This is a genomic window from Nocardioides panacisoli (assembly GCF_019448235.1).
In the GTDB taxonomy this organism is placed as follows: Bacteria; Actinomycetota; Actinomycetes; order Propionibacteriales; family Nocardioidaceae; genus Nocardioides; species Nocardioides panacisoli_A.
On sequence record NZ_CP080409.1, the window covers coordinates 155,599 to 173,566 of the forward strand.

Below are 17,968 nucleotides of genomic sequence, written 5' to 3' on the forward strand. Positions count from 1 at the left end.
GGCGCAGGGCCTGCCGGGGTTCGGCGCACGCCGACCGAGGTCGTAACCTTGGCACTTGTGGCAGCCACCGACTTCGACTCCGCAATCAGCGAGCTCTCCGCGACCATCCGCACGGTCGAGCAGGTGCTCGACCCGGCCGCGATGCAGCGCGAGATCGACGACCTCGGCGAGCAGGCGGCCGCCCCCGACCTGTGGGACGACCAGGCCAACGCCACGCGCGTCACAGGTCGGCTCTCGATGCTGCAGGGCCAGCTCGACCGGTTCAACGCCCTCAAGGAGCGGGTCGACGACCTGAGCGTGCTCGTCGAGCTCGCCGCCGAGGAGAACGACGCCGACGCCCGCGCCGAGGCCGACTCCGAGCTCGCCAAGCTCCGCAAGGCCGTGGACACCCTCGAGGTCCGCACCCTCCTCAACGGCGAGTACGACGAGCGCGAGGCCCTGGTGACCATCCGCTCCGGCGCCGGCGGCGTCGACGCCGCCGACTTCGCCGAGATGCTGATGCGGATGTATGTCCGCTGGTCCGACCAGAACGGCTACAAGGTCGAGGTCTTCGACACCTCCTACGCCGAGGAGGCCGGCCTGAAGTCGGCCACCTTCGCCGTCCATGCGCCGTACGCCTACGGCACGCTCTCGGTCGAGGCCGGCACCCACCGGCTGGTGCGCATCAGCCCGTTCGACAACCAGGGCCGCCGCCAGACCAGCTTCGCCGCCGTCGAGGTCGTCCCCCTGCTGGAGCAGACCGACGACGTCGAGATCGCCGACGAGGACCTCAAGGTCGACGTCTACCGCTCCTCGGGCCCCGGCGGCCAGAGCGTCAACACCACCGACTCCGCGGTCCGGCTGACCCACATCCCCACCGGCACGGTCGTCAGCTGCCAGAACGAGAAGAGCCAGATCCAGAACAAGGCCAGCGCCATGGTCATCCTCAAGGCCAAGCTGCTCGCGATGAAGCGGGCCGAGGAGGAGGCGCACCTCAAGGAGCTCAAGGGCGACGTCGCCGCCAGCTGGGGCGACCAGATGCGCAACTACGTGCTGCACCCCTACCAGGTGGTCAAGGACCTGCGCACCGGCCACGAGGTCGGCAACACCCAGGCCGTGTTCGACGGCGGCATCGACGACTTCCTCGAGGCCGGCATCCGCTGGCGCCGCGGCGCCGACGCCGAGCAGAACTGACCGCCCGGGCCGCTCAGGTCCGCGCCGCCTCCGCGACCGCCACGCACCACGTGCCGGCCCGCTCCAGCAGCGCCTGCCGCGGCTCGCTGTTCGGCAGCGCCAGCGTGCACGACAGCCACGCGTCGCCGAACAGCCCCCGGTAGGAGGCGAAGGTCCGGTTCGGGCCCTCGCACACCAGCGCCACGCTCGGGGCGCCGTACGCCGGCGCGTCGCCCCGCGCCTCGCAGTTCGACTCCGCGGTCGCCGCCTCGGCGAGCTCCCGGCCACGCGCCGGCGTCACCGGGGGAGCGAGCACCCACGCCCGCGCCTCCGGACCGTCCTCGGTCCGCAGCTGGCAGCCGTACTCGTGCACCACGCCCACCCCGGGCAACTCGTCACCGTCGACCCACACCGTCCGGTCGCTGACCTCGCCGCCGAGCACCTCGGTCACCGGCTCCTCGGCGAGCAGGTCGCAGAACGGCCCCCGGGTGATCGCGATGGTGCTGGTGTCGACGTCCTCCAGCAGCGTCGGCTCGTACGCCGGCGGCGGGGCCGGGGCGGGTTCGTCGGTCAGCCACACTCCGGTGCCCACGAGCACCGCCGTCGCCCCGATGGCGGCGAGGACGGCATGGAGGGGGTGACGCACGCCTGCACTGTAGGCGGTGCGCGATGGCTCACACGTTCGCCTCCTGTGTCGGTTGGGTTCGGTCACGTACCGTCAGCCCGGTGATCCGCTTCGAGAAAGTCACCAAGCTCTACCCCGGCGGTGACCATCCCGCCCTGGACCGGGTGACGGTGGACATCGACAAGGGGGAGTTCGTCTACCTCGTCGGCCAGTCCGGCTCGGGCAAGTCGACCGCCCTGGCGATGGTGCTGCGCGAGGTGCGCCCCAGCGAGGGCCGCATCTACGTCGCCGGCAAGGAGATCAACCGCATGGCCGGGTGGAAGGTGCCGCGGCTGCGGCGCCAGATCGGCACCGTGTTCCAGGACTACCGGCTGCTGGCCAACAAGACCGTCTCCGAGAACGTCGCCTTCGCCCAGCAGGTCATCGGCAAGTCCAAGCGCGAGATCAAGCACGCCGTCCCCGAGACGCTCGAGCTGGTGGGTCTGGGCGACAAGGGCGGCCGGATGCCCGATGAGCTGTCCGGTGGTGAGCAGCAGCGCGTCGCGATCGCGCGCGCCTTCGTCAACGGCCCGATGATCCTCATCGCCGACGAGCCCACCGGCAACCTGGACCCGAGCACCTCGCAGGAGATCATGCACCTGCTGGAGGAGATCAACGGTCGCGGCACGACGATCGTGATGGCGACCCACGACAACGCCCTGGTGGACCGCAACCGCAAGCGCGTCGTGGAGCTGGTCCACGGCCGCGTGCAGCGCGACGACGCCGCCGGCGGGTACGCCGTCTGAGCGGCGCGAGAGGAATTCCGAGGTAGACCGATGCAGTTGCGTTACGTCTTCAGTGAGTTGCGCCAGGGCCTGCGCCGCAACCTGTCCATGAACGTCGCCGTCGTGCTGACGCTGTTCGTGTCCCTCGCCCTCGCGGGCGGCGGACTGCTGCTGCAGCGGCAGGCGGACCGCACCGCGGAGGTGCTGGGCGACCAGCTCCAGATCATGGTCAACCTGTGCACCGTCGACGACCCCTCGGGCAACGCGAACTGCGCCGGGGGAGAGGTCACCGACCCCCAGCGCACCGAGGTCGAGCGGGCACTGGAGGAGTCCTCCGAGGTCGCGACGTATGAGTTCCAGACCAAGGCGGAGGGCTTCGCCAAGGCCAAGGAGAGCTATCCCCCCGAGGTCTTCGAGGGCGAGGACCCGGTGATCAGCGAGGAGGACTGGCCCGCGGCGTACTGGGTCACCCTCGAGGACCCGTCGGAGGCCGACGGCGTCACCAGTGCCGTCCGCGGCCTGGACGGGGTCAGCGGCGTGCAGGACCCACGCGACGAGCTGCGCAAGATCTTCGGGATCATCGACTCCCTCGAGATCGGCTCCTGGGCCGGCGCCGGCGTCCTGCTGGTCGCCGCGCTGCTGCTGGTGGCCAACACCATCCGTCTCGCCGCGATCGCGCGGCGCCGCGAGATCGAGATCATGCGCCTGGTCGGCGCCTCGACGCTCTACATCGCGCTGCCCTTCCTGCTGGAGGCGCTCGTCGCCGCGGTGGTGGGGGCGGGACTGGCCGCGCTCGCGCTCGCAGCCTTCCTCAAGCTGGCAATCATGGACGGCCTCGCCGAAGCCCTCGGGTTCCTGCCCTGGGTGGGGTGGGACGACTACGTCCAGGTGCTCATCGGCACCTGGCCGCCCGGCATCGCCCTGATCGCGCCCGCGCTGACCCTGATCCCGACACTCCTGTTGGCGAGGAAATACACCAGAGTGTGATGCCCGGCGGTTACCGTCGAGTGGTTCCTCTTCCCCGGACCGCTGTGTCCCGAACACCGAAAGTTGACCCCGTGCGCTCCTTCCCCAGCGCCGAAGGGCTGACCCACACCCTTCGCACCCGCATACGTTCGCGACATCTCCCGTCGTTGCTCGCCCTCGTCGTCGCCAGTGCCCTGTTCGTGGTGCCGGCGGCGTTGGCCGACGACGACGATGACCTCGAGCGCTGGAAGAACAAGGTCGAGAAGAAGATCGAGGGCGCGGAGCACGACCTGCACCGCTCGAGCAAGAAGGTCCAGCGCCTCAACGGCAAGCTCAGCAAGGCCGAGGGGCGGCTCAGGGCCTCCCGGTCACGACTGGACAACGTCCGGACGCAGCTGCACCAGGCCCGTGCGAAGTCCGACCGCGTGACCGCCCAGCTCCGGCAGGCCGAGCAGCGGCTGGAGCAGGTCTCCGCGGAGCTGGAGCAGGCACGCGAGGAGGTCAGCGTGCAGCGCGGGGAGGTCCGTACGACGGTCACCGACCTCGCCACCGACGGCGACCCCCGCGTGGAGGCGCTCACGTCGATGCTCGACAGCGGCTCGCTCGAGGAGCTGATGATCAAGCGCACCGCCGGCGAGCTGGTCGTCAACACCCAGTTCCGCTCCCTGGAGGACCTCGAGGCCGCCGAGGAGGCGATGACCGAGCGCAAGCAGCAGGTGAAGCAGGCGCGCAACGCGGTCGCGTCGAAGAAGCGGCAGGCCGACCGGCTCGTCAGCCGCAAGCGTGACCTCGTGGGCGAGGCCGCCACGGTCAAGAAGCGCGTCCGCTCCCTGGTGACCTCCACCGCCAAGGCTCGCAAGTGGGCCGAGACGGCCCGCAACCACGACCGGATCGCCCTGCAGCGCCTGCAGAAGCGCGAGCGCTCGATCCGCCGCAAGATCCTCGCCGCCCGTGGCGCCAACGGTCGCTTCCGCGGCAACCCCGACGGCTACCTCCGCCGGCCCAGCAACGGTGCGATCAGCTCGCCGTTCGGCTATCGGACCCACCCGATCTACGGCTACCGCGGCCTGCACAACGGCACGGACTTCGCCGCCAGCTGTGGCTCCCCGCTTTACGCCGGCTCGGACGGCAAGGTCGTCCACGCCTACTACGACCAGGTCTACGGCTACCGCCTCTACCTGGACATCGGACGGGTCAACGGCAACCGGATCACGCTGGTCTACAACCACATGCGGGGTCTCCGCGCCAGCGCCGGTGCGACGTTCGCCCGCGGCGACGTCGTCGGTCGCGTCGGGACCACGGGCTGGTCCACGGGCTGCCACCTCCACTTCACGGTGCTGCGCAACGGCAAGCCGGTCGACCCGATGGGCTATCTCTGAGCCTGGCTGGGAGAATGCCGGGCATGGCCAAGAAGTCGGGCAAGAAGCGCGCGCCCCAGGACACGGGGGACGGGCGGCAGATGATCGCGTCCAACCGCAGGGCGCGCCACGACTTCCACATCTCCGACACCTACGAGGCCGGCCTGGTGCTGCAGGGCACCGAGGTGAAGTCGCTGCGGATGGGTCGCGCGTCGCTCGCCGACGGCTTCGTCGACATCGAGCGCGGGGAGGCGTGGCTGCACAACGTCCACATCCCCGAGTACAGCCAGGGCACGTGGACGAACCACGCCGCCCGCCGCAAGCGCAAGCTGCTGCTGCACCGGCTGGAGATCGACAAGATCGAGCGCCACGTCAACGCCAAGGGCTTCACGGTGGTGCCGCTCTCGCTGTACTTCGTCAAGGGACGCGCCAAGATCGAGCTCGGCCTGGCCAAGGGCAAGCAGACCTGGGACAAGCGCCAGACGATCGCCAAGCGCGAGGCCGACCGGGAGAAGCAGGCCGAGCTGGGCCGTCACCTCAAGGGCATGGACTGACCCACCGTGCCGGAATACCGACGTGCTCCGGCTCGTTGGGACCACTAGAGTGTTCTTCACAACTCAAGAGGGGCTGATCGGTTTCGACTGGGGACGCTTGTCCCAGGTGAAGCGAGCCGAGGAGCCAGCGTCATCTCGTAAACGATCGCTGGGAACCAATAACTGCCGATTCCAAGCGCAGTTCCTTCGCTCTCGCCGCCTGATTGCGGTGATCGAAGCGTCAGTCAGGGCATCCGTCTCCGTCCCTGAACCTGGCGTCGACTAGGAGACTTGCTGGATCACTCCCGCCGGGAGGGTGATCCGGGACTAACTCCCGGCTGTGGTCCGTCGGCGACGTGTCCGTGCGAGCGCCGGGACCGAGCAACACGGTGATCACGGACTGCGCTCGGAGAAGACCTGGGTCAGTGCCCGAGGACGCGGGTTCGATTCCCGCCAGCTCCACCAACCAACGAAGCGGCGTGCCCCGACCGGGGTCACGCCGCTTCGTCGTGCCGGGGGCGCCGAGGCGCGCGGTCCGGGGCTGCTCAGCCCAGGCGCCAGCCACCGTCGGTCGGGATGATCGCCCCGTGGACGTAGGACGCCTCGGGGGAGGCGAGCCACCACACCGCGGCCGCGGCCTCCTCGGGTCGCCCCAGCCGCCGGGCGGGCACGTCCCGGCGTACCGCAGCCCGGAAGTCCGGGTCGGCGACCGTCTCGGGCGGGAAGTAGGAGGGGTTCTCGATGTAGTTCGGGGCGATCCCGTTGACCCGGATCCCGTCGGGGGCCAGCTCGCGGGCGACGCCCTCCACGAAGGCGACCTGCGCGGCGCGGGCCGTCTGGTAGCCCGTGATCGGGTTGCCCGCCGCGCGCAGTGCGGTCGCCGAGGTCGGGACGACGATCGCGCCCCCGCCGGCGTCGCGCATCGCGGGCACGCACGCATCCACCAACCAGAACAGCGGGTGCACCAGTCGTTCGAAGAGCTGCCGCAGGGTCGCGTCGTCGTGCTCGGCGGCGGGTGCGACGGTGATCGGGACCTCGAGGTTGGCCACCACCACGTCGAAGGGGCCGTGCTCGGCGACCACGGCGTGCGCCTCCTCGCGCGAGCGCAGCGGCTCCTCGAGCGCGACCACGTCCTCACCCTCCGCACGGAAGCGCGGCACCACCCCGGGCCCGAGGAACTCCCCGGCCTCGGTGACGAGGACCCGGCGCGTCACGCCCGGGCAGCGATCGCGTCGGTGATCGTGTCCTCGCCCGAGACCAGGTTCCACTGGTGGTGGATGGTCCGGTCGTCCTCGAGCACCGCTGCCAGCACCGCGGCCACGTCGGCACGCGGCACCTCGGCCCGCTCCACGTCGGGACCCAGCGCCACCCTGCCGGTGCCGGGCTCGTCGGTGAGGCGTCCGGGCCGGATGATCGTCCAGTCCAGGTCGCTGCGTCGTACGGCGATGTCCGCGTCACGCTTGGCGGCGACGTACGCCGCCCACACCTCGCCCGCGTCCTCGGGCACGGGCTGGTCGACGTTGATCGCCGAGACCTGCACGAAGCGACGGATCCCGGCCAGGTGGGCGCCGTCCATCGACTTCAGCGAGCCCTCGAGGTCCACGGTCTGCTTGCGGTCCTTGTTGCCGTCCGCGCCCGCGCCGGCGGTGAACACCACGGCCTCGCAGCCTCCGAAGGCGGCGGCGTACGCCGGGGCCTCCTCCTGCTCGAGGTCCAGCAGCCGCGCCTCGGCGCCGAGCTCCTCGAGCTCGGCGCGGTACTCGGCACTGCGGACCAGGGCGACCGGGGTGTGCCCGGCCGCGGCCAACAACGGATGCAACTGCAGGGCGATCTTTCCGTGACCGCCGACGATCGCGATACGCACGCCCCCAATCTACGAGGCGCCGGAAAGCACCCGGTCGGCCCGTTGCCCCTGTCGCTCCGGCGCCGGTGATGGTTTGATCGGGGGATCGTGGTGTGCCACGTCACACCGCTGCTCCCGCGCGGCTCGGGCCGCACCGACACCCCCTGGGGGACCGCCATGGGCGCCCGACCCGCCACCAGCCACCGCCGCGAGACCCGACGGCTCAGCGTGCTCTTCCGCCGCCGCCGCAAGCGCCGACGACGGGTCGCCACCGTCTCCATCCCGCGCCACTGACGGCCAGGAGCACGGGCGACGTGAGTTCACGGCGAGGTCGCCGAGAGGTCACGTCGATCCGCTGTGCTCGCCCGGTGACCACTTCTCGGACCCCCGCCCCTGCCCTCCACCGACCCCGCCGCGCCCGCATCCTCGCCGGGCTCACCGCACTCGCGGCCCTCCTCGCCACCCCCGTCCTGGTCGGCACCACCCCGGCCCACGCCGACCCGAGCACCACCGGCCGGGCGCACGCCGGACACGGCGACCCGCTGGTCATCGCCCACCGCGGGGCCTCCGGCTACCGGCCCGAGCACACGCTCGCGGCGTACGAGCTCGCCATCGAGATGGGCGCCGACCACATCGAGCCCGACCTCGTCCCCACCAAGGACGGCGTGCTGGTCGCACGCCACGAGAACGAGATCGGAGGCACCACCGACGTCGCCGACCGCCCCGAGTTCGCCGACCGCCGCACCACCAAGACCATCGACGGCCGCTCGGTCACCGGCTGGTTCACCGAGGACTTCACCCTGGCCGAGCTCAAGACGCTGCGTGCGGTGGAGCGGCTGCCGGGAGTCCGTCCCGACAGCGCGGCGTACGACGGCCGCTTCCAGGTGCCCACCTTCGAGGAGGTCCTCGACCTCGTCCAGCGCGTCGAGGCCGAGACCGGCCGCGTCGTCGGCCTCGCGCCCGAGACCAAGCACCCGACCTACTTCGACCGCCTCGGGCTGTCGCCGGAGGAGCCACTGGTCGCGACGCTGCACGCGCACGGCCTGCGCACGAAGAAGGACCCGGTGGTGCTGCAGTCCTTCGAGGTCACCAACCTGCGCGAGCTGGACCGCATGACGCGGCTGCCGATCGCCCAGCTCCTGGGCAGCGGAGCGCCGTACGACCAGGTCGCCGCGGGGACCGGCCTCACCTACGCCGACATGCGCACCCGTGCCGGCCTCAGGGCCGTCTCGAAGTACGCCGACTGGCTCGCCCCGGAGAAGAGCCAGGTGCTGCCCCGCACGGCCCACGGCACGGTGGGCGAGCCGAGCGGACTGGTCGCCGACGCGCACCGCGCCGGGCTGCTCGTGGTCGTCTACACGCTGCGTGCGGAGAACCAGTTCATGCCCGCCGACTACCGCAGCGACGGCGGCCCGAACGAGTTCGGCGACCTCGCGGCCGAGATCACCGACCTGCTCGACCTCGGCGTGGACGCGGTGTTCTCCGACCACCCGGACCTCGCCGTCGCCGCACGCGACGACTGGCTGGACTGAACCCGACACCGATCGCCACCGCAGTGCCGGACCCGACAGCACGGGTCCGGCGCTGCCCTATCCTCGGCCGCATGGCCGAGTGCGTCTTCTGTGCGATCGCGGCGGGCGACGCCCCGGCCGACGTCGTCCTCGACGAGCCCGACCTGCTCGCCTTCCTCGACCGCCGGCCGCTGTTCAAGGGCCACGTCCTGCTCGTCCCGCGGCACCACGTCGAGACGCTGCCCGACCTCCCCGCCGGCCAGCGCGACGGCTTCCTCGCCGCCGGGCAGGGCCTCGCGACCGCGATGATCGAGGCGTTGGGGGCACAGGGCAGCTTCTGCGCGATCAACAACACCGTCAGCCAGTCGGTGCCGCACCTGCACCTGCACGTCGTGCCGCGCACCAAGGGCGACGGGCTGCGCGGCTTCTTCTGGCCCCGGCGCAGGTACGCCGACGGCGAGGCCGCCTCCTACGCCGCCCGGCTCCGCGACGCCTACCGGCCGGGGGACCCGGCATGAGTGCCGTGCTGGTCCTCGCCGTCGGGGTGGCGGCGTACGCCCTGGTCTCGCAGCGCACCGCGCGGCTGCCGATCACCGCGCCGATGGTCTTCGTCGCCCTCGGCGCACTCACTGCCGCGTTGGGGATCGTCGACGTGCCGGTCGCTGGCGAGGCCACCTCGGTCCTCATCGAGGCGACGCTCGTGCTGGTCCTCTTCAGCGACGCGGTCTCGGTCGACCTGCGCACCCTACGGCGCAACGCATGGCTCCCGCTGCGGCTGCTGGCCATCGGGCTCCCGCTCGTGCTCGGCCTGGGGTGGCTGGTCGCGACCTGGGTGCTGCCCTCGCTCACCCTCGTCGAGGCCGCCCTGCTGGCCGCGCTCCTCACGCCCACCGACGCCGCGCTCGGGCAGGCGGTGGTCACCGACCGGCGACTCCCCGAACGGCTCCGCGAGGGCATCAGCGTCGAGAGCGGCCTCAACGACGGGATCATGGTGCCGGTCGTGACGGTGCTGCTCGCCTTCGCCGTCCGCGACGAGGAGGGCGCCTCGGCCGGCTCCGCGGTGCGGCTCGCGGCCGAGCAGGTCGGGTACGGCGTCGCCGCCGGCGTCGGGTTCGGCCTCCTCGGCGGCCACCTGCTCCACCGTGGCTCGCTGCGGCGCGAGGTCTCCGGCGTCTACCGGCAGCTCGGCACGCTCGCCGTGCCGGTGGCGGCGTACGCCGCGGCCCACCTGGCCGGGGGCAACGGCTTCATCGCCGCGTTCGTGGCCGGGCTGTCCTTCGGTGCGATGACCTGCGCGCAGTGCCGCGACACCGCCGACGTCACCACCGACGACGGCGTGCTGCTGACGACGATCGCGTTCTTCGTCTTCGGGGCCGCCTTCCTGGCGCCCGCGCTGGGCAAGGTCACGCCCGCCCACCTGCTCTACGTCGTCCTGAGCCTGACTGTGGTGCGGATGCTGCCGGTCGGCCTCGCACTGCTCGGCACGCCCACGACCCGGCAGACGCGGGTCTTCATCGGCTGGTTCGGGCCCCGGGGGCTGGCGACGATCCTGTTCATCCTGCTCCTCACCCAGGAGCTGGACACCGCCGGCGCCGAGGTCGTGGCCACGGTCGCCACCGTCGCGGTGGGCGTCAGCGTCCTCCTGCACGGCGCGACCGCCGCCCCGTGGGCCGGCCACCTCGCCGCCGGCCTGGCGGGGGAGGGCCCGCAGCCGACCGCTGCTCGGGCCAGCCACCGCGTGCACCGACGCGCCGATCGCAGCGTGGACGCGCCACACCCGTGACGGCCGCGGCGCCCGATGCCGTCGTATGGTGCCTGCTGGACTTGCAGACCGCCCGGGCCGACCGGGCGCAGGAGAGGAGCATCATCCATGGGTCGTTTCGACGGACGCGTCGTCGTCATCTCCGGTGCCGCCCGCGGCATCGGGTTCGGCACTGCCACCAAGTTCGCCGAGGAGGGCGCTTCCGTCGCGATCGTCGACCTCGACGAGGCCGCCGCCAGCGAGGCCGCCGCCAAGCTGCCGGTCACCGGTGACGCGAAGGCGATCGGCGTCGGCGCCGACGTCGCCGACGGGGCCTCCGTCGACGCCGCGATCGAGCGCGTCGTCAGCGAGCTCGGTGGCATCCACGTGCTGGTCAACAACGCCGGCATCACCCGCGACAACCTGATGTTCAAGATGTCCGAGGACGACTGGGACCTGGTCATCAACGTCCACCTCAAGGGCGCCTTCCTGATGACCAAGGCCGCACAGAAGCACTTCACCGAGCAGAAGTACGGCAAGGTCGTCAACACCTCCTCCATCTCCGCCCTGGGCAACCGCGGGCAGGTCAACTACTCCTCGGCCAAGATGGGCCTGCAGGGCTTCACCAAGACCCTGGGCATCGAGCTCGGCCCCTTCGGCATCAACGTCAACGCCGTCGCGCCGGGCTTCATCGCCACCGAGATGACCGACGCCACCGCGGCCCGGCTGAAGATGGACGTCGAGGAGTTCCGCCAACTCAACGCCGAGGCCAACCCGGTCAAGCGGGTCGGCTTCCCCGAGGACATCGCCGCGGCCGTGCTCTTCCTGGCCAGCGACGAGGCCTCCTACATCACCGGCCAGACGCTGTACGTCGACGGTGGCGCCTCCCTCTCGCGGTTGAGCTGACCGATGCGCCGCCACGCCTTCGTCCGTACGACGGTCGCCACCGCGACCCTGGCCTTCGCCCTCGCCGCCTGCGGTGGTGAGGAGCCCGAGGAGAGCAGTCCCGAGCCTGCCGAGTCCTCGGCGCCGGCCGAGCCCGAGACCTGGCCGCTGACCGGTCTCGAGGCCGACGGCTCGGTCGCCAAGGACCGCCCGCCGCTGGTGGTGAAGTACGACAACACCGCCAGCAGCGCCCCCCAGGTCGGCCTGGGGCGGGCGGACCTCGTGGTCGAGGAGCTCGTCGAGGGTGGCTACACCCGGCTGGCGGCGTTCTTCTACTCCAAGGTGCCCCAGGAGGTCGGGCCGGTGCGGTCGATGCGCACCAGCGACATCGGCATCGTCTCGCCGGTCGGTGCCGAGATCGTCACCAGTGGTGGCGCGGCCCGCACCGTCGGCGCGATCAAGAACGCCGGCATCACCTTCCACTCCGAGGGCTCGCCCGGCTTCGGGCGCGACAGCGGGCGGGCGGCGCCGTACAACCTGATGACGAACCTCGCCGAGACGGCCAAGGCGACCGAGGACGGCACCGAGGACACCCCGCCGGACTACCTCGCATGGGGCGACGCGGCCGACCTGCCGCAGGGCAAGCCGGCCTCCTCGATCCAGGCCAGCTTCGGCAGCCGGGTCACCGAGTGGCAGTTCCGCGGCGGCAAGTACCGCAACACCAACTCCTACGCCGCCGAGGACGACCGGTTCGTCGCCGACACCGTGCTGGCGCTGAAGGTGCAGATCGGCGACGCCGGCTACCTCGACCCCGCGGGCAGCTTCGTGCCCGAGACCAAGTTCGAGGGCCAGGGCAAGGCGGTGCTCTTCCACGACGGCCGCGCCATCCAGGCGACCTGGAGCAAGGACGCCCTGGACGGCGAGGTGACCCTGAGTACGTCGGAGGGCGACCTCGCGGTGCCGCCCGGTCGGACCTGGATCGAGCTCGTGCCGGCCAACGACGCCGCGGGCAAGCTGCGGCCCGGCGACATCACCTTCCAGAAGTAGGCGGCGCCGGGATCACTCGCCCCCGCGGGTGGGGAAGACGGCCGCCAGGCCGTCCCCGCTCTCGACCATCAGCTGCACGCCCGAGAGGAGCAGCCCGATCGCGTCCTCGACGCGTTGGGCTGCCTCCTCCGGGTCCTCGGCGGTGGTGACGGACTCGCCGGCCGAGGACATCGCGCCGAAGAAGATCCGGGCGAAGGTGTCGAGCATCGGGCCGTCCAGCGTCCACGAGCCGGCCTCGAGAACGGCGCGCACGATCTCGACGATGTTGGGGTAGGTCGAACGCTCCTCCATCTCGCGGTAGCGCTCATAACCCAGCACCGACGGGCCCTCCTGGATCACGATGCGCCGGTAGCGCGGCTCCTGCACCACGTCGAGGAACGCCCGCAGCCCGGTGCGGGCCTTGTCCCACGGGTCACGGGGGTCGCGCAGCGAGCGCTGGATCCGCTTGGCCGCGTCGGCCTCGACCCGCTCGAAGACGGTCTCGAAGAGCGCGGCCTTGCCGCCGAAGTGGTGGTAGAAGGCGCCCTTGGTGACCTTGGCGCCGGCCACGATCGCGTCGAGCGAGGTGCCGGCGTACCCGTTGTCGGTGAAGAGGGTCTCGGCGACGTCGACGAGTCGGCGCTTCGTGCCGCCGCCGTGGACCGAGGGCACGCTGGGCACCCGGGGCTTGAGCTTGGAGACCGACTTCGCCATCGGGCCAGCCTAGGGAACCTGCGGCTGTGACGTGGCTCAATGGCGGTCGTCACGTGGGCGGGATCACGGCCCCGGATGCTTGGCTGCACCGTCGACACCTCGCCATACTCGGAGTACGTACTGGCGGTATGCCGACCGGTCCACCGCCACGGACCAGACCTAGGAGCTGACCATGACCTGGCAGACCTTCCACCACCGCGGCGACGTGCTCCGCGCCGTGATCGATGCCGCCGAGGCCCGCCGTGACGGCGAACTCCCCATGGACGTCGACGGCGTCGACGAGACCTTCCGCGACGAGCTCGACCTGCTCGCCGCGCTGTCGCTGAAGTGGCACACCCGCCTCTCGGGCAAGGTGCACCGCGCGCTCGAGGGCGAGCCGCTCGACCTCGAGGACGCCGTGTGCCGCGGCTGGAGTGCCGCCGCGACCGAGCTCGGCGGCGTGCGCCTCATCCTGGACAACTACCGCGACCACCCCGTCGACTACGCGATGGCGGGCGCGATGCTGAAGTCCACCAACAAGGAGCGCCAGCTCCTCGCCGTGCTCGCGGGCCGTGCCGGCCTCGGTCGGGCCACCAGTCCCGACGCCGACCCGGCCGCGGTGCGCATCGGTGCCGAGATCGAGGAGCGCGCCCGCGAGCTCCACCGCGTGACGCCGGTCGTGCCCGTCGTGCGGCGCCGCCGTTTCGTGGACCTGCTGCGCGAGGCACTTGCGGCATGATGGAGGGGTGAGCAGGACCCCTGGCAACCCTGGCGACCCCGGCCACGCTGGCGACGCCGACGACCCGCTCGGCCCCGAGTGGCCCGAGGGCCCGGCCGAGCCCGTCGCGCCGGCGCCCGGCGTGCTGCTGCTCGCCACCCCCGCACTGGTGGACCCCAACTTCGCCGACACGGTCGTGCTCCTCCTCGACGTCAACGAGGAGGGCGCGCTCGGGGTGGTCATCAACCGGCCCAGCGCCCTCCCCGTCTCGGAGGTCCTGGGGGAGTGGGGCGAGGTCGTGGAGGAGCCCGAGGTGCTCTTCCAGGGCGGCCCGGTCTCCACCGACGGCGCCATCGCGGTCGCCCTCGCCACCCACGGCGCGGACTCGGCCGGCTTCCGTCCCGTCGACCACGACCTGGGCGTCCTGGACCTCGACACGCCCCGCGAGCTGGTCAACGGCTCCGTCGAGCGCCTGCGCATCTTCGCCGGGTACGCCGGCTGGGACGGCGGGCAGCTCGAGTCCGAGATCGCCGAGGGCAGCTGGTACGTCGTCCCTGGCCACCCCGAGGACGCCTTCGTCCTCGACACCGCCGGCCTGTGGCGGGCCGTGATGCGTCGCCAGCCCGGCGGCCTCGCCCTGCACGCCACGCGTCCGGCCGACCCCGACCTCAACTGATCCGACCCCCTAGAGTGGACCCCGTGAGCACCATCGGCTTCTCCGCAGGCAGCGACACCCTCGAGGATCGCCGCACCGTCCCCACCGACAACGGGGACCACGAGCGGTTCTCCCACTACGTCGAGAAGGACAAGCTCACCGACGCGATGGTCAACGGCACCGCCGTGCGTGCCCTCTGCGGCAAGATGTGGGTGCCCAGCCGTGCTCCGGAGAAGTTCCCGGTCTGCCCGACCTGCAAGGAGATCTGGGAAGGCTTCCCTGACGACTCCGGCGACGACGACTCGCCCGCGGAGTGAGCGGCGGCCACGACGCCGAGCCCCTCACCTCCCTCGGTCCGGCATGGCCGGAGCGAGCGGCCTGGGGCACGGCCTCCTCACTGCGTGCGTGGCAGGCCTCTGCGCTGCGCGACTACCTCGACCGGCGGCCCCGCGACTTCCTGACCGTCGCGACGCCGGGTGCGGGCAAGACGACCTTCGCCCTCTCGGTCGCCTCCGAACTGCTGGGACGCCGGATCGTCGACCGGATCGTCGTGGTCGCGCCGACCGAGCACCTCAAGCACCAGTGGGCCGCCGCGGCGGAGAAGGCCGGGCTGCCGATCGACCCGACCTACTCGGCCGGCAAGGGCAAGATCGCCGGCGACTACGTCGGGGTCGCGGTGACCTATGCCGGGGTGGCGGTCAACCCCCTCGCCATGCGCATCCGCACCGAGCGGTTCAAGACTCTGGTGATCCTCGACGAGATCCACCACGCCGGTGACGCGCTCACCTGGGGTGACGGCGTACGCGAGGCGTTCGAGCCGGCCGCGCACCGGCTGTCGCTGACCGGTACGGCGTTCCGCTCCGACGTGAACCCGATCCCGTTCGTCACCTACGCGCCCGGCAGCGACGGGATCCCGCGCTCGGTCGCGGACTACACCTACGGCTATGCCGACGCGCTGACCGACCACGTGGTGCGTCCGGTGCTCTTCCTCGCCTACTCCGGGGAGATGCAGTGGCGCACACGGGCAGGGGAGGAGGTCGCCGCCAGTCTCGGCGAGCCCCTGACCAAGGACCTCGCCGCCCAGGCGCTGCGCACCGCGCTGGACCCGCAGGGCTCGTGGATCCCGTCGGTGCTGCAGGCCGCGGACAAGCGCCTCTCCGAGGTACGCCGCCACGTGCCCGACGCCGGCGGGCTCGTCATCGCGACCGACCAGGACTCCGCGCGCGCCTACGCCAAGGTGTTGCGCCAGATCTCCGGCGAGCCCGCGACGGTCGTGCTCTCGGACGAGAAGGCGGCGTCGAAGAAGATCGCGGAGTTCAGCGACAACGACCGCCGCTGGATGGTCGCGGTGCGGATGGTCTCCGAGGGCGTCGACGTGCCACGGCTGGCGGTGGGCGTCTACGCGACCACCACGGCGACGCCGCTGTTCTTCGCCCAGGCGATCGGCCGCTTCGTGCGCGCCCGCAACCGGGGCGAGGTGGCGTCGGTCTTCCTGCCCTCGGTGCCGAACCTGCTGGGCTTCGCCGGGGAGCTCGAGGCCGAGCGCGACCACGTGCTGGGGCGCACCGACACCGGTGACGAGGCGAACCCGTTCGCGACCGAGGAGGACCTGATGGCGCGCGCCAACGCGTCGGAGTCGGCCTCCGCGGAGGAGGAGGGCGTGCCGTGGGAGGCGCTGGACTCCCGTGCGCGGTTCGACCACGCCCTCTACGACGGTGCGCAGTTCGGCCACGAGGGCGAGATCCAGGTGGGGTCGGAGGAGGAGATGGACTTCCTCGGCATCCCCGGCCTGCTCGAGCCCGACCAGATGCGGGACCTGCTGCAGCAGCGGCAGGCCGACCGCGCCCGCAGTCGCGCGCCGCGGCCCGCGACTGCGGAGCCGGACACCGTCGAGCAGGTGACCACGCACGAGCAGCTGGCGGTCCTGCGCCGCGAGCTCAACGGGTTGGTGGCCGCCTGGCACCACCGCACCGGCCAGGCGCACGGCATCACCCACTCGGCGCTGCGCAAGGAGTGCGGCGGCCCGGCGGCCGCGGTGGCCAACGCCGAGCAGCTGCGCCAACGCATCGACAGGATCCGCGACTGGGCGACGGCGAGGAAGTCCTCCTAGGGCACCGGCTCGCGGTGGGTCAGGAGTGGTCGACGGCCCGGGGGAGTGACGCCATCAGCGCCGTCCAGCTCGCTGGCAGGTCGTGGTCGAGCGTGCGGGCCTCGGCCGCGAGTTCGGGGTCGGCGTCGAGGTGGGTCGCGCCCCACAGTCCGATCGTGGCCAGCACGGGTACCAGGTCCACGCCGCGGTCGGTGAGGGTGTAGGTCGACTTCTGGCGGTGGCTCGGGTCGTCCTCGCGGACCAGGACCCCGGCGTCCACGAGTCGCTCGACGCGATCGGCCAGCACGCTGCTGGTGAGGCCCTCCTGGGACTCGCGCAGCAGCTCCCGGAAGTGGCGGCGGTCGGCGAACACGATGTCGCGCAGGATCAGCAGCGTCCATCGGTCACCGAGGAGTTCGACGGTGAGGTTGATCGGGCAGCCCGATCGCTGCGTCGCGGCCATGGGTGCTCTCCTCCCGGGGCGGACGGTACGTCGTGGATCGCAGGTAGGGGGAACCTCACCCGGCCTGGGCAGCGTAGTGGTGGGCCTCGGTCGTGAGCAGGTCCGCAACCGCGTCCGGTTGGCTGACCATCGGCCAGTGACCGCTGGTGAGGGTACGGCGGCGCCACGCGTCGGCGTCGCGGGCCGGCGCCGGCGCCGTCGCCCAGGCGTCCTCGTGGCCGTGCGGTGACAGGGCCACGTAGGTCGTGGGTTGCTCCGCGACCGGTCGCGTCATCCGGGCGGGATCGAGGACGGTCGACCCCGGGTGGTCGCGGAATCCCCGGGTCAGGTGCCGGCGGTCCTCGGCGGTGAGGTCCGGGACCGTGCGGAGGACCTCGTCGGTCGGCGCGGGCCACAGGTTGCCGGCGGCGGCGATGTCGTCCGCTTCCTGCTCGCGCGCGGCCCGGCTGTCGCCCCAGTCGTCGAGCAGGGAACGGCCGTCGCGGGGGAGGAAGCCACCGACGTGGACCACCCCGTCGACGAGCGCAGGAGCCCGATCGGCCACCTGCGCGGCCACGACGCCGGAGTAGGAGTGGGACACCAGCGTGACCGGTGTGTCGCCGGCGCCGAGGACGTCGAGCACTTGGGTGACGTGGTCGGCGAGGGTGATGGCACCGGTGTCCGGCGGTGGGTCGGCCTCCAGTCCGCGGAGGGTGAGGGTGTCGGCCCCGACCCCGCGCGATCGGAGCCGCTCCACGGTCGGTTCCCAGATCCAACTGCCCATCCAGGCGCCGGGGAGGAGGAGCAGGCGAGGTGTGGCAGGCATGGCGACTCCAGGTGACTGGTTGCGTTTCGCGATCAGTTTGACGATAGGGGAACTGGTTGCACAATGCAACCGGTGCAGTGGGGATCGCCCCACGGTGCCTTGGCACATGACGCCCTCGACGGCCTCGCTGGTCACTCGGGG

The 17,968-nt window shown here is 71.8% G+C and carries 20 protein-coding genes and 1 other RNA gene; 15 read left to right on the forward strand and 6 right to left on the reverse strand.

Annotation, left to right across the window (positions count from 1 at the left end):
- Positions 1 to 57 precede the first annotated feature (57 nt).
- Positions 58 to 1,173 carry a peptide chain release factor 2 gene (gene prfB / locus KUV85_RS00770; protein WP_219961320.1) on the forward strand — a complete coding sequence of 372 codons (1,116 nt, stop codon included), beginning with the start codon at positions 58 to 60 and terminating at the stop codon, positions 1,171 to 1,173.
- A gap of 13 nt (positions 1,174 to 1,186) precedes the next feature.
- On the opposite strand, the gene KUV85_RS00775 is transcribed toward prfB, so the two are convergent.
- Complete coding sequence (locus KUV85_RS00775) at positions 1,187 to 1,798, reverse strand: hypothetical protein (protein WP_219961321.1); 612 nt, start codon at positions 1,796 to 1,798, stop codon at positions 1,187 to 1,189.
- A gap of 80 nt (positions 1,799 to 1,878) precedes the next feature.
- Between KUV85_RS00775 and ftsE the strand changes: the two genes are divergently transcribed.
- The 5 genes from ftsE (at position 1,879) to ssrA (ending at position 5,863) form a co-directional block, all read left to right on the forward strand.
- Positions 1,879 to 2,562, forward strand: a complete 684-nt coding sequence (gene ftsE / locus KUV85_RS00780) for a cell division ATP-binding protein FtsE (RefSeq protein ID WP_237690171.1) — start codon at positions 1,879 to 1,881, stop codon at positions 2,560 to 2,562.
- 30 nt (positions 2,563 to 2,592) lie between these two features.
- Positions 2,593 to 3,528 (forward strand): permease-like cell division protein FtsX, encoded by a 936-nt coding sequence (gene ftsX, locus KUV85_RS00785; RefSeq protein ID WP_219961323.1) that lies wholly within the window; start codon positions 2,593 to 2,595, stop codon positions 3,526 to 3,528.
- Positions 3,529 to 3,674: 146 nt separating this feature from the next.
- Entirely contained in the window at positions 3,675 to 4,886 is a 1,212-nt protein-coding gene (locus KUV85_RS00790; protein ID WP_219961324.1) for a peptidoglycan DD-metalloendopeptidase family protein, read from the forward strand.
- 23 nt (positions 4,887 to 4,909) lie between these two features.
- Positions 4,910 to 5,419, forward strand: a complete 510-nt coding sequence (gene smpB / locus KUV85_RS00795) for an SsrA-binding protein SmpB (protein WP_219961325.1) — start codon at positions 4,910 to 4,912, stop codon at positions 5,417 to 5,419.
- Between the two features lie 69 nt (positions 5,420 to 5,488).
- Positions 5,489 to 5,863, forward strand: a transfer-messenger RNA (tmRNA) gene (gene ssrA, locus KUV85_RS00800).
- An 80-nt stretch (positions 5,864 to 5,943) separates the two neighbouring features.
- On the opposite strand, the gene KUV85_RS00805 is transcribed toward ssrA, so the two are convergent.
- Entirely contained in the window at positions 5,944 to 6,612 is a 669-nt protein-coding gene (locus KUV85_RS00805) for an SDR family NAD(P)-dependent oxidoreductase (RefSeq protein ID WP_219961326.1), read from the reverse strand.
- Positions 6,609 to 7,262 (reverse strand): NAD(P)H-binding protein, encoded by a 654-nt coding sequence (locus KUV85_RS00810; RefSeq protein ID WP_219961327.1) that lies wholly within the window; start codon positions 7,260 to 7,262, stop codon positions 6,609 to 6,611. Before KUV85_RS00810 ends, KUV85_RS00805 begins: the two co-directional genes overlap by 4 nt.
- Positions 7,263 to 7,609: 347 nt before the next feature.
- Between KUV85_RS00810 and KUV85_RS00815 the strand changes: the two genes are divergently transcribed.
- From KUV85_RS00815 to KUV85_RS00835, 5 genes are all read left to right on the forward strand, one after another.
- The gene (locus tag KUV85_RS00815) at positions 7,610 to 8,773 is read left to right on the forward strand and encodes a glycerophosphodiester phosphodiesterase (RefSeq protein WP_219961328.1); all 1,164 of its coding nucleotides are present in this window, start codon (positions 7,610 to 7,612) and stop codon (positions 8,771 to 8,773) included.
- Between the two features lie 71 nt (positions 8,774 to 8,844).
- Positions 8,845 to 9,270 (forward strand): HIT family protein, encoded by a 426-nt coding sequence (locus tag KUV85_RS00820; protein ID WP_219961329.1) that lies wholly within the window; start codon positions 8,845 to 8,847, stop codon positions 9,268 to 9,270.
- Positions 9,267 to 10,535 (forward strand): cation:proton antiporter, encoded by a 1,269-nt coding sequence (locus KUV85_RS00825; RefSeq protein WP_219961330.1) that lies wholly within the window; start codon positions 9,267 to 9,269, stop codon positions 10,533 to 10,535. The genes KUV85_RS00820 and KUV85_RS00825 overlap by 4 nt, the downstream gene beginning before the upstream one ends.
- 87 nt (positions 10,536 to 10,622) lie before the next feature.
- A complete protein-coding gene (locus KUV85_RS00830) occupies positions 10,623 to 11,399 on the forward strand; it encodes an SDR family NAD(P)-dependent oxidoreductase (RefSeq protein ID WP_219961331.1) in 777 nt (258 codons plus the stop codon).
- A 3-nt stretch (positions 11,400 to 11,402) separates the two neighbouring features.
- Complete coding sequence (locus tag KUV85_RS00835) at positions 11,403 to 12,425, forward strand: DUF3048 domain-containing protein (protein ID WP_219961332.1); 1,023 nt, start codon at positions 11,403 to 11,405, stop codon at positions 12,423 to 12,425.
- A 12-nt stretch (positions 12,426 to 12,437) separates the two neighbouring features.
- On the opposite strand, the gene KUV85_RS00840 is transcribed toward KUV85_RS00835, so the two are convergent.
- The gene (locus tag KUV85_RS00840; RefSeq protein WP_219961333.1) at positions 12,438 to 13,118 is read right to left on the reverse strand and encodes a TetR/AcrR family transcriptional regulator; all 681 of its coding nucleotides are present in this window, start codon (positions 13,116 to 13,118) and stop codon (positions 12,438 to 12,440) included.
- A 172-nt stretch (positions 13,119 to 13,290) separates the two neighbouring features.
- Between KUV85_RS00840 and KUV85_RS00845 the strand changes: the two genes are divergently transcribed.
- From KUV85_RS00845 to KUV85_RS00860, 4 genes are read left to right on the forward strand one after another with little or no spacing between them, the layout of a single operon-like run.
- Positions 13,291 to 13,836 (forward strand): hypothetical protein, encoded by a 546-nt coding sequence (locus tag KUV85_RS00845; RefSeq protein WP_219961334.1) that lies wholly within the window; start codon positions 13,291 to 13,293, stop codon positions 13,834 to 13,836.
- Positions 13,837 to 13,843: 7 nt separating this feature from the next.
- Positions 13,844 to 14,491, forward strand: a complete 648-nt coding sequence (locus tag KUV85_RS00850; protein WP_219961335.1) for a YqgE/AlgH family protein — start codon at positions 13,844 to 13,846, stop codon at positions 14,489 to 14,491.
- A 23-nt stretch (positions 14,492 to 14,514) separates the two neighbouring features.
- Entirely contained in the window at positions 14,515 to 14,787 is a 273-nt protein-coding gene (locus KUV85_RS00855) for a DUF3039 domain-containing protein (RefSeq protein WP_219961336.1), read from the forward strand.
- Complete coding sequence (locus tag KUV85_RS00860) at positions 14,784 to 16,580, forward strand: DEAD/DEAH box helicase (RefSeq protein WP_219961337.1); 1,797 nt, start codon at positions 14,784 to 14,786, stop codon at positions 16,578 to 16,580. Before KUV85_RS00855 ends, KUV85_RS00860 begins: the two co-directional genes overlap by 4 nt.
- A 19-nt stretch (positions 16,581 to 16,599) precedes the next feature.
- Here KUV85_RS00860 and KUV85_RS00865 read toward each other — a convergent pair whose 3' ends face one another.
- Both KUV85_RS00865 and KUV85_RS00870 read right to left on the reverse strand, forming a co-directional pair.
- The gene (locus tag KUV85_RS00865; protein WP_219961338.1) at positions 16,600 to 17,022 is read right to left on the reverse strand and encodes a winged helix-turn-helix transcriptional regulator; all 423 of its coding nucleotides are present in this window, start codon (positions 17,020 to 17,022) and stop codon (positions 16,600 to 16,602) included.
- Between the two features lie 55 nt (positions 17,023 to 17,077).
- Positions 17,078 to 17,827, reverse strand: a complete 750-nt coding sequence (locus KUV85_RS00870; protein WP_219961339.1) for an alpha/beta fold hydrolase — start codon at positions 17,825 to 17,827, stop codon at positions 17,078 to 17,080.
- Positions 17,828 to 17,968: the final 141 nt, after the last annotated feature.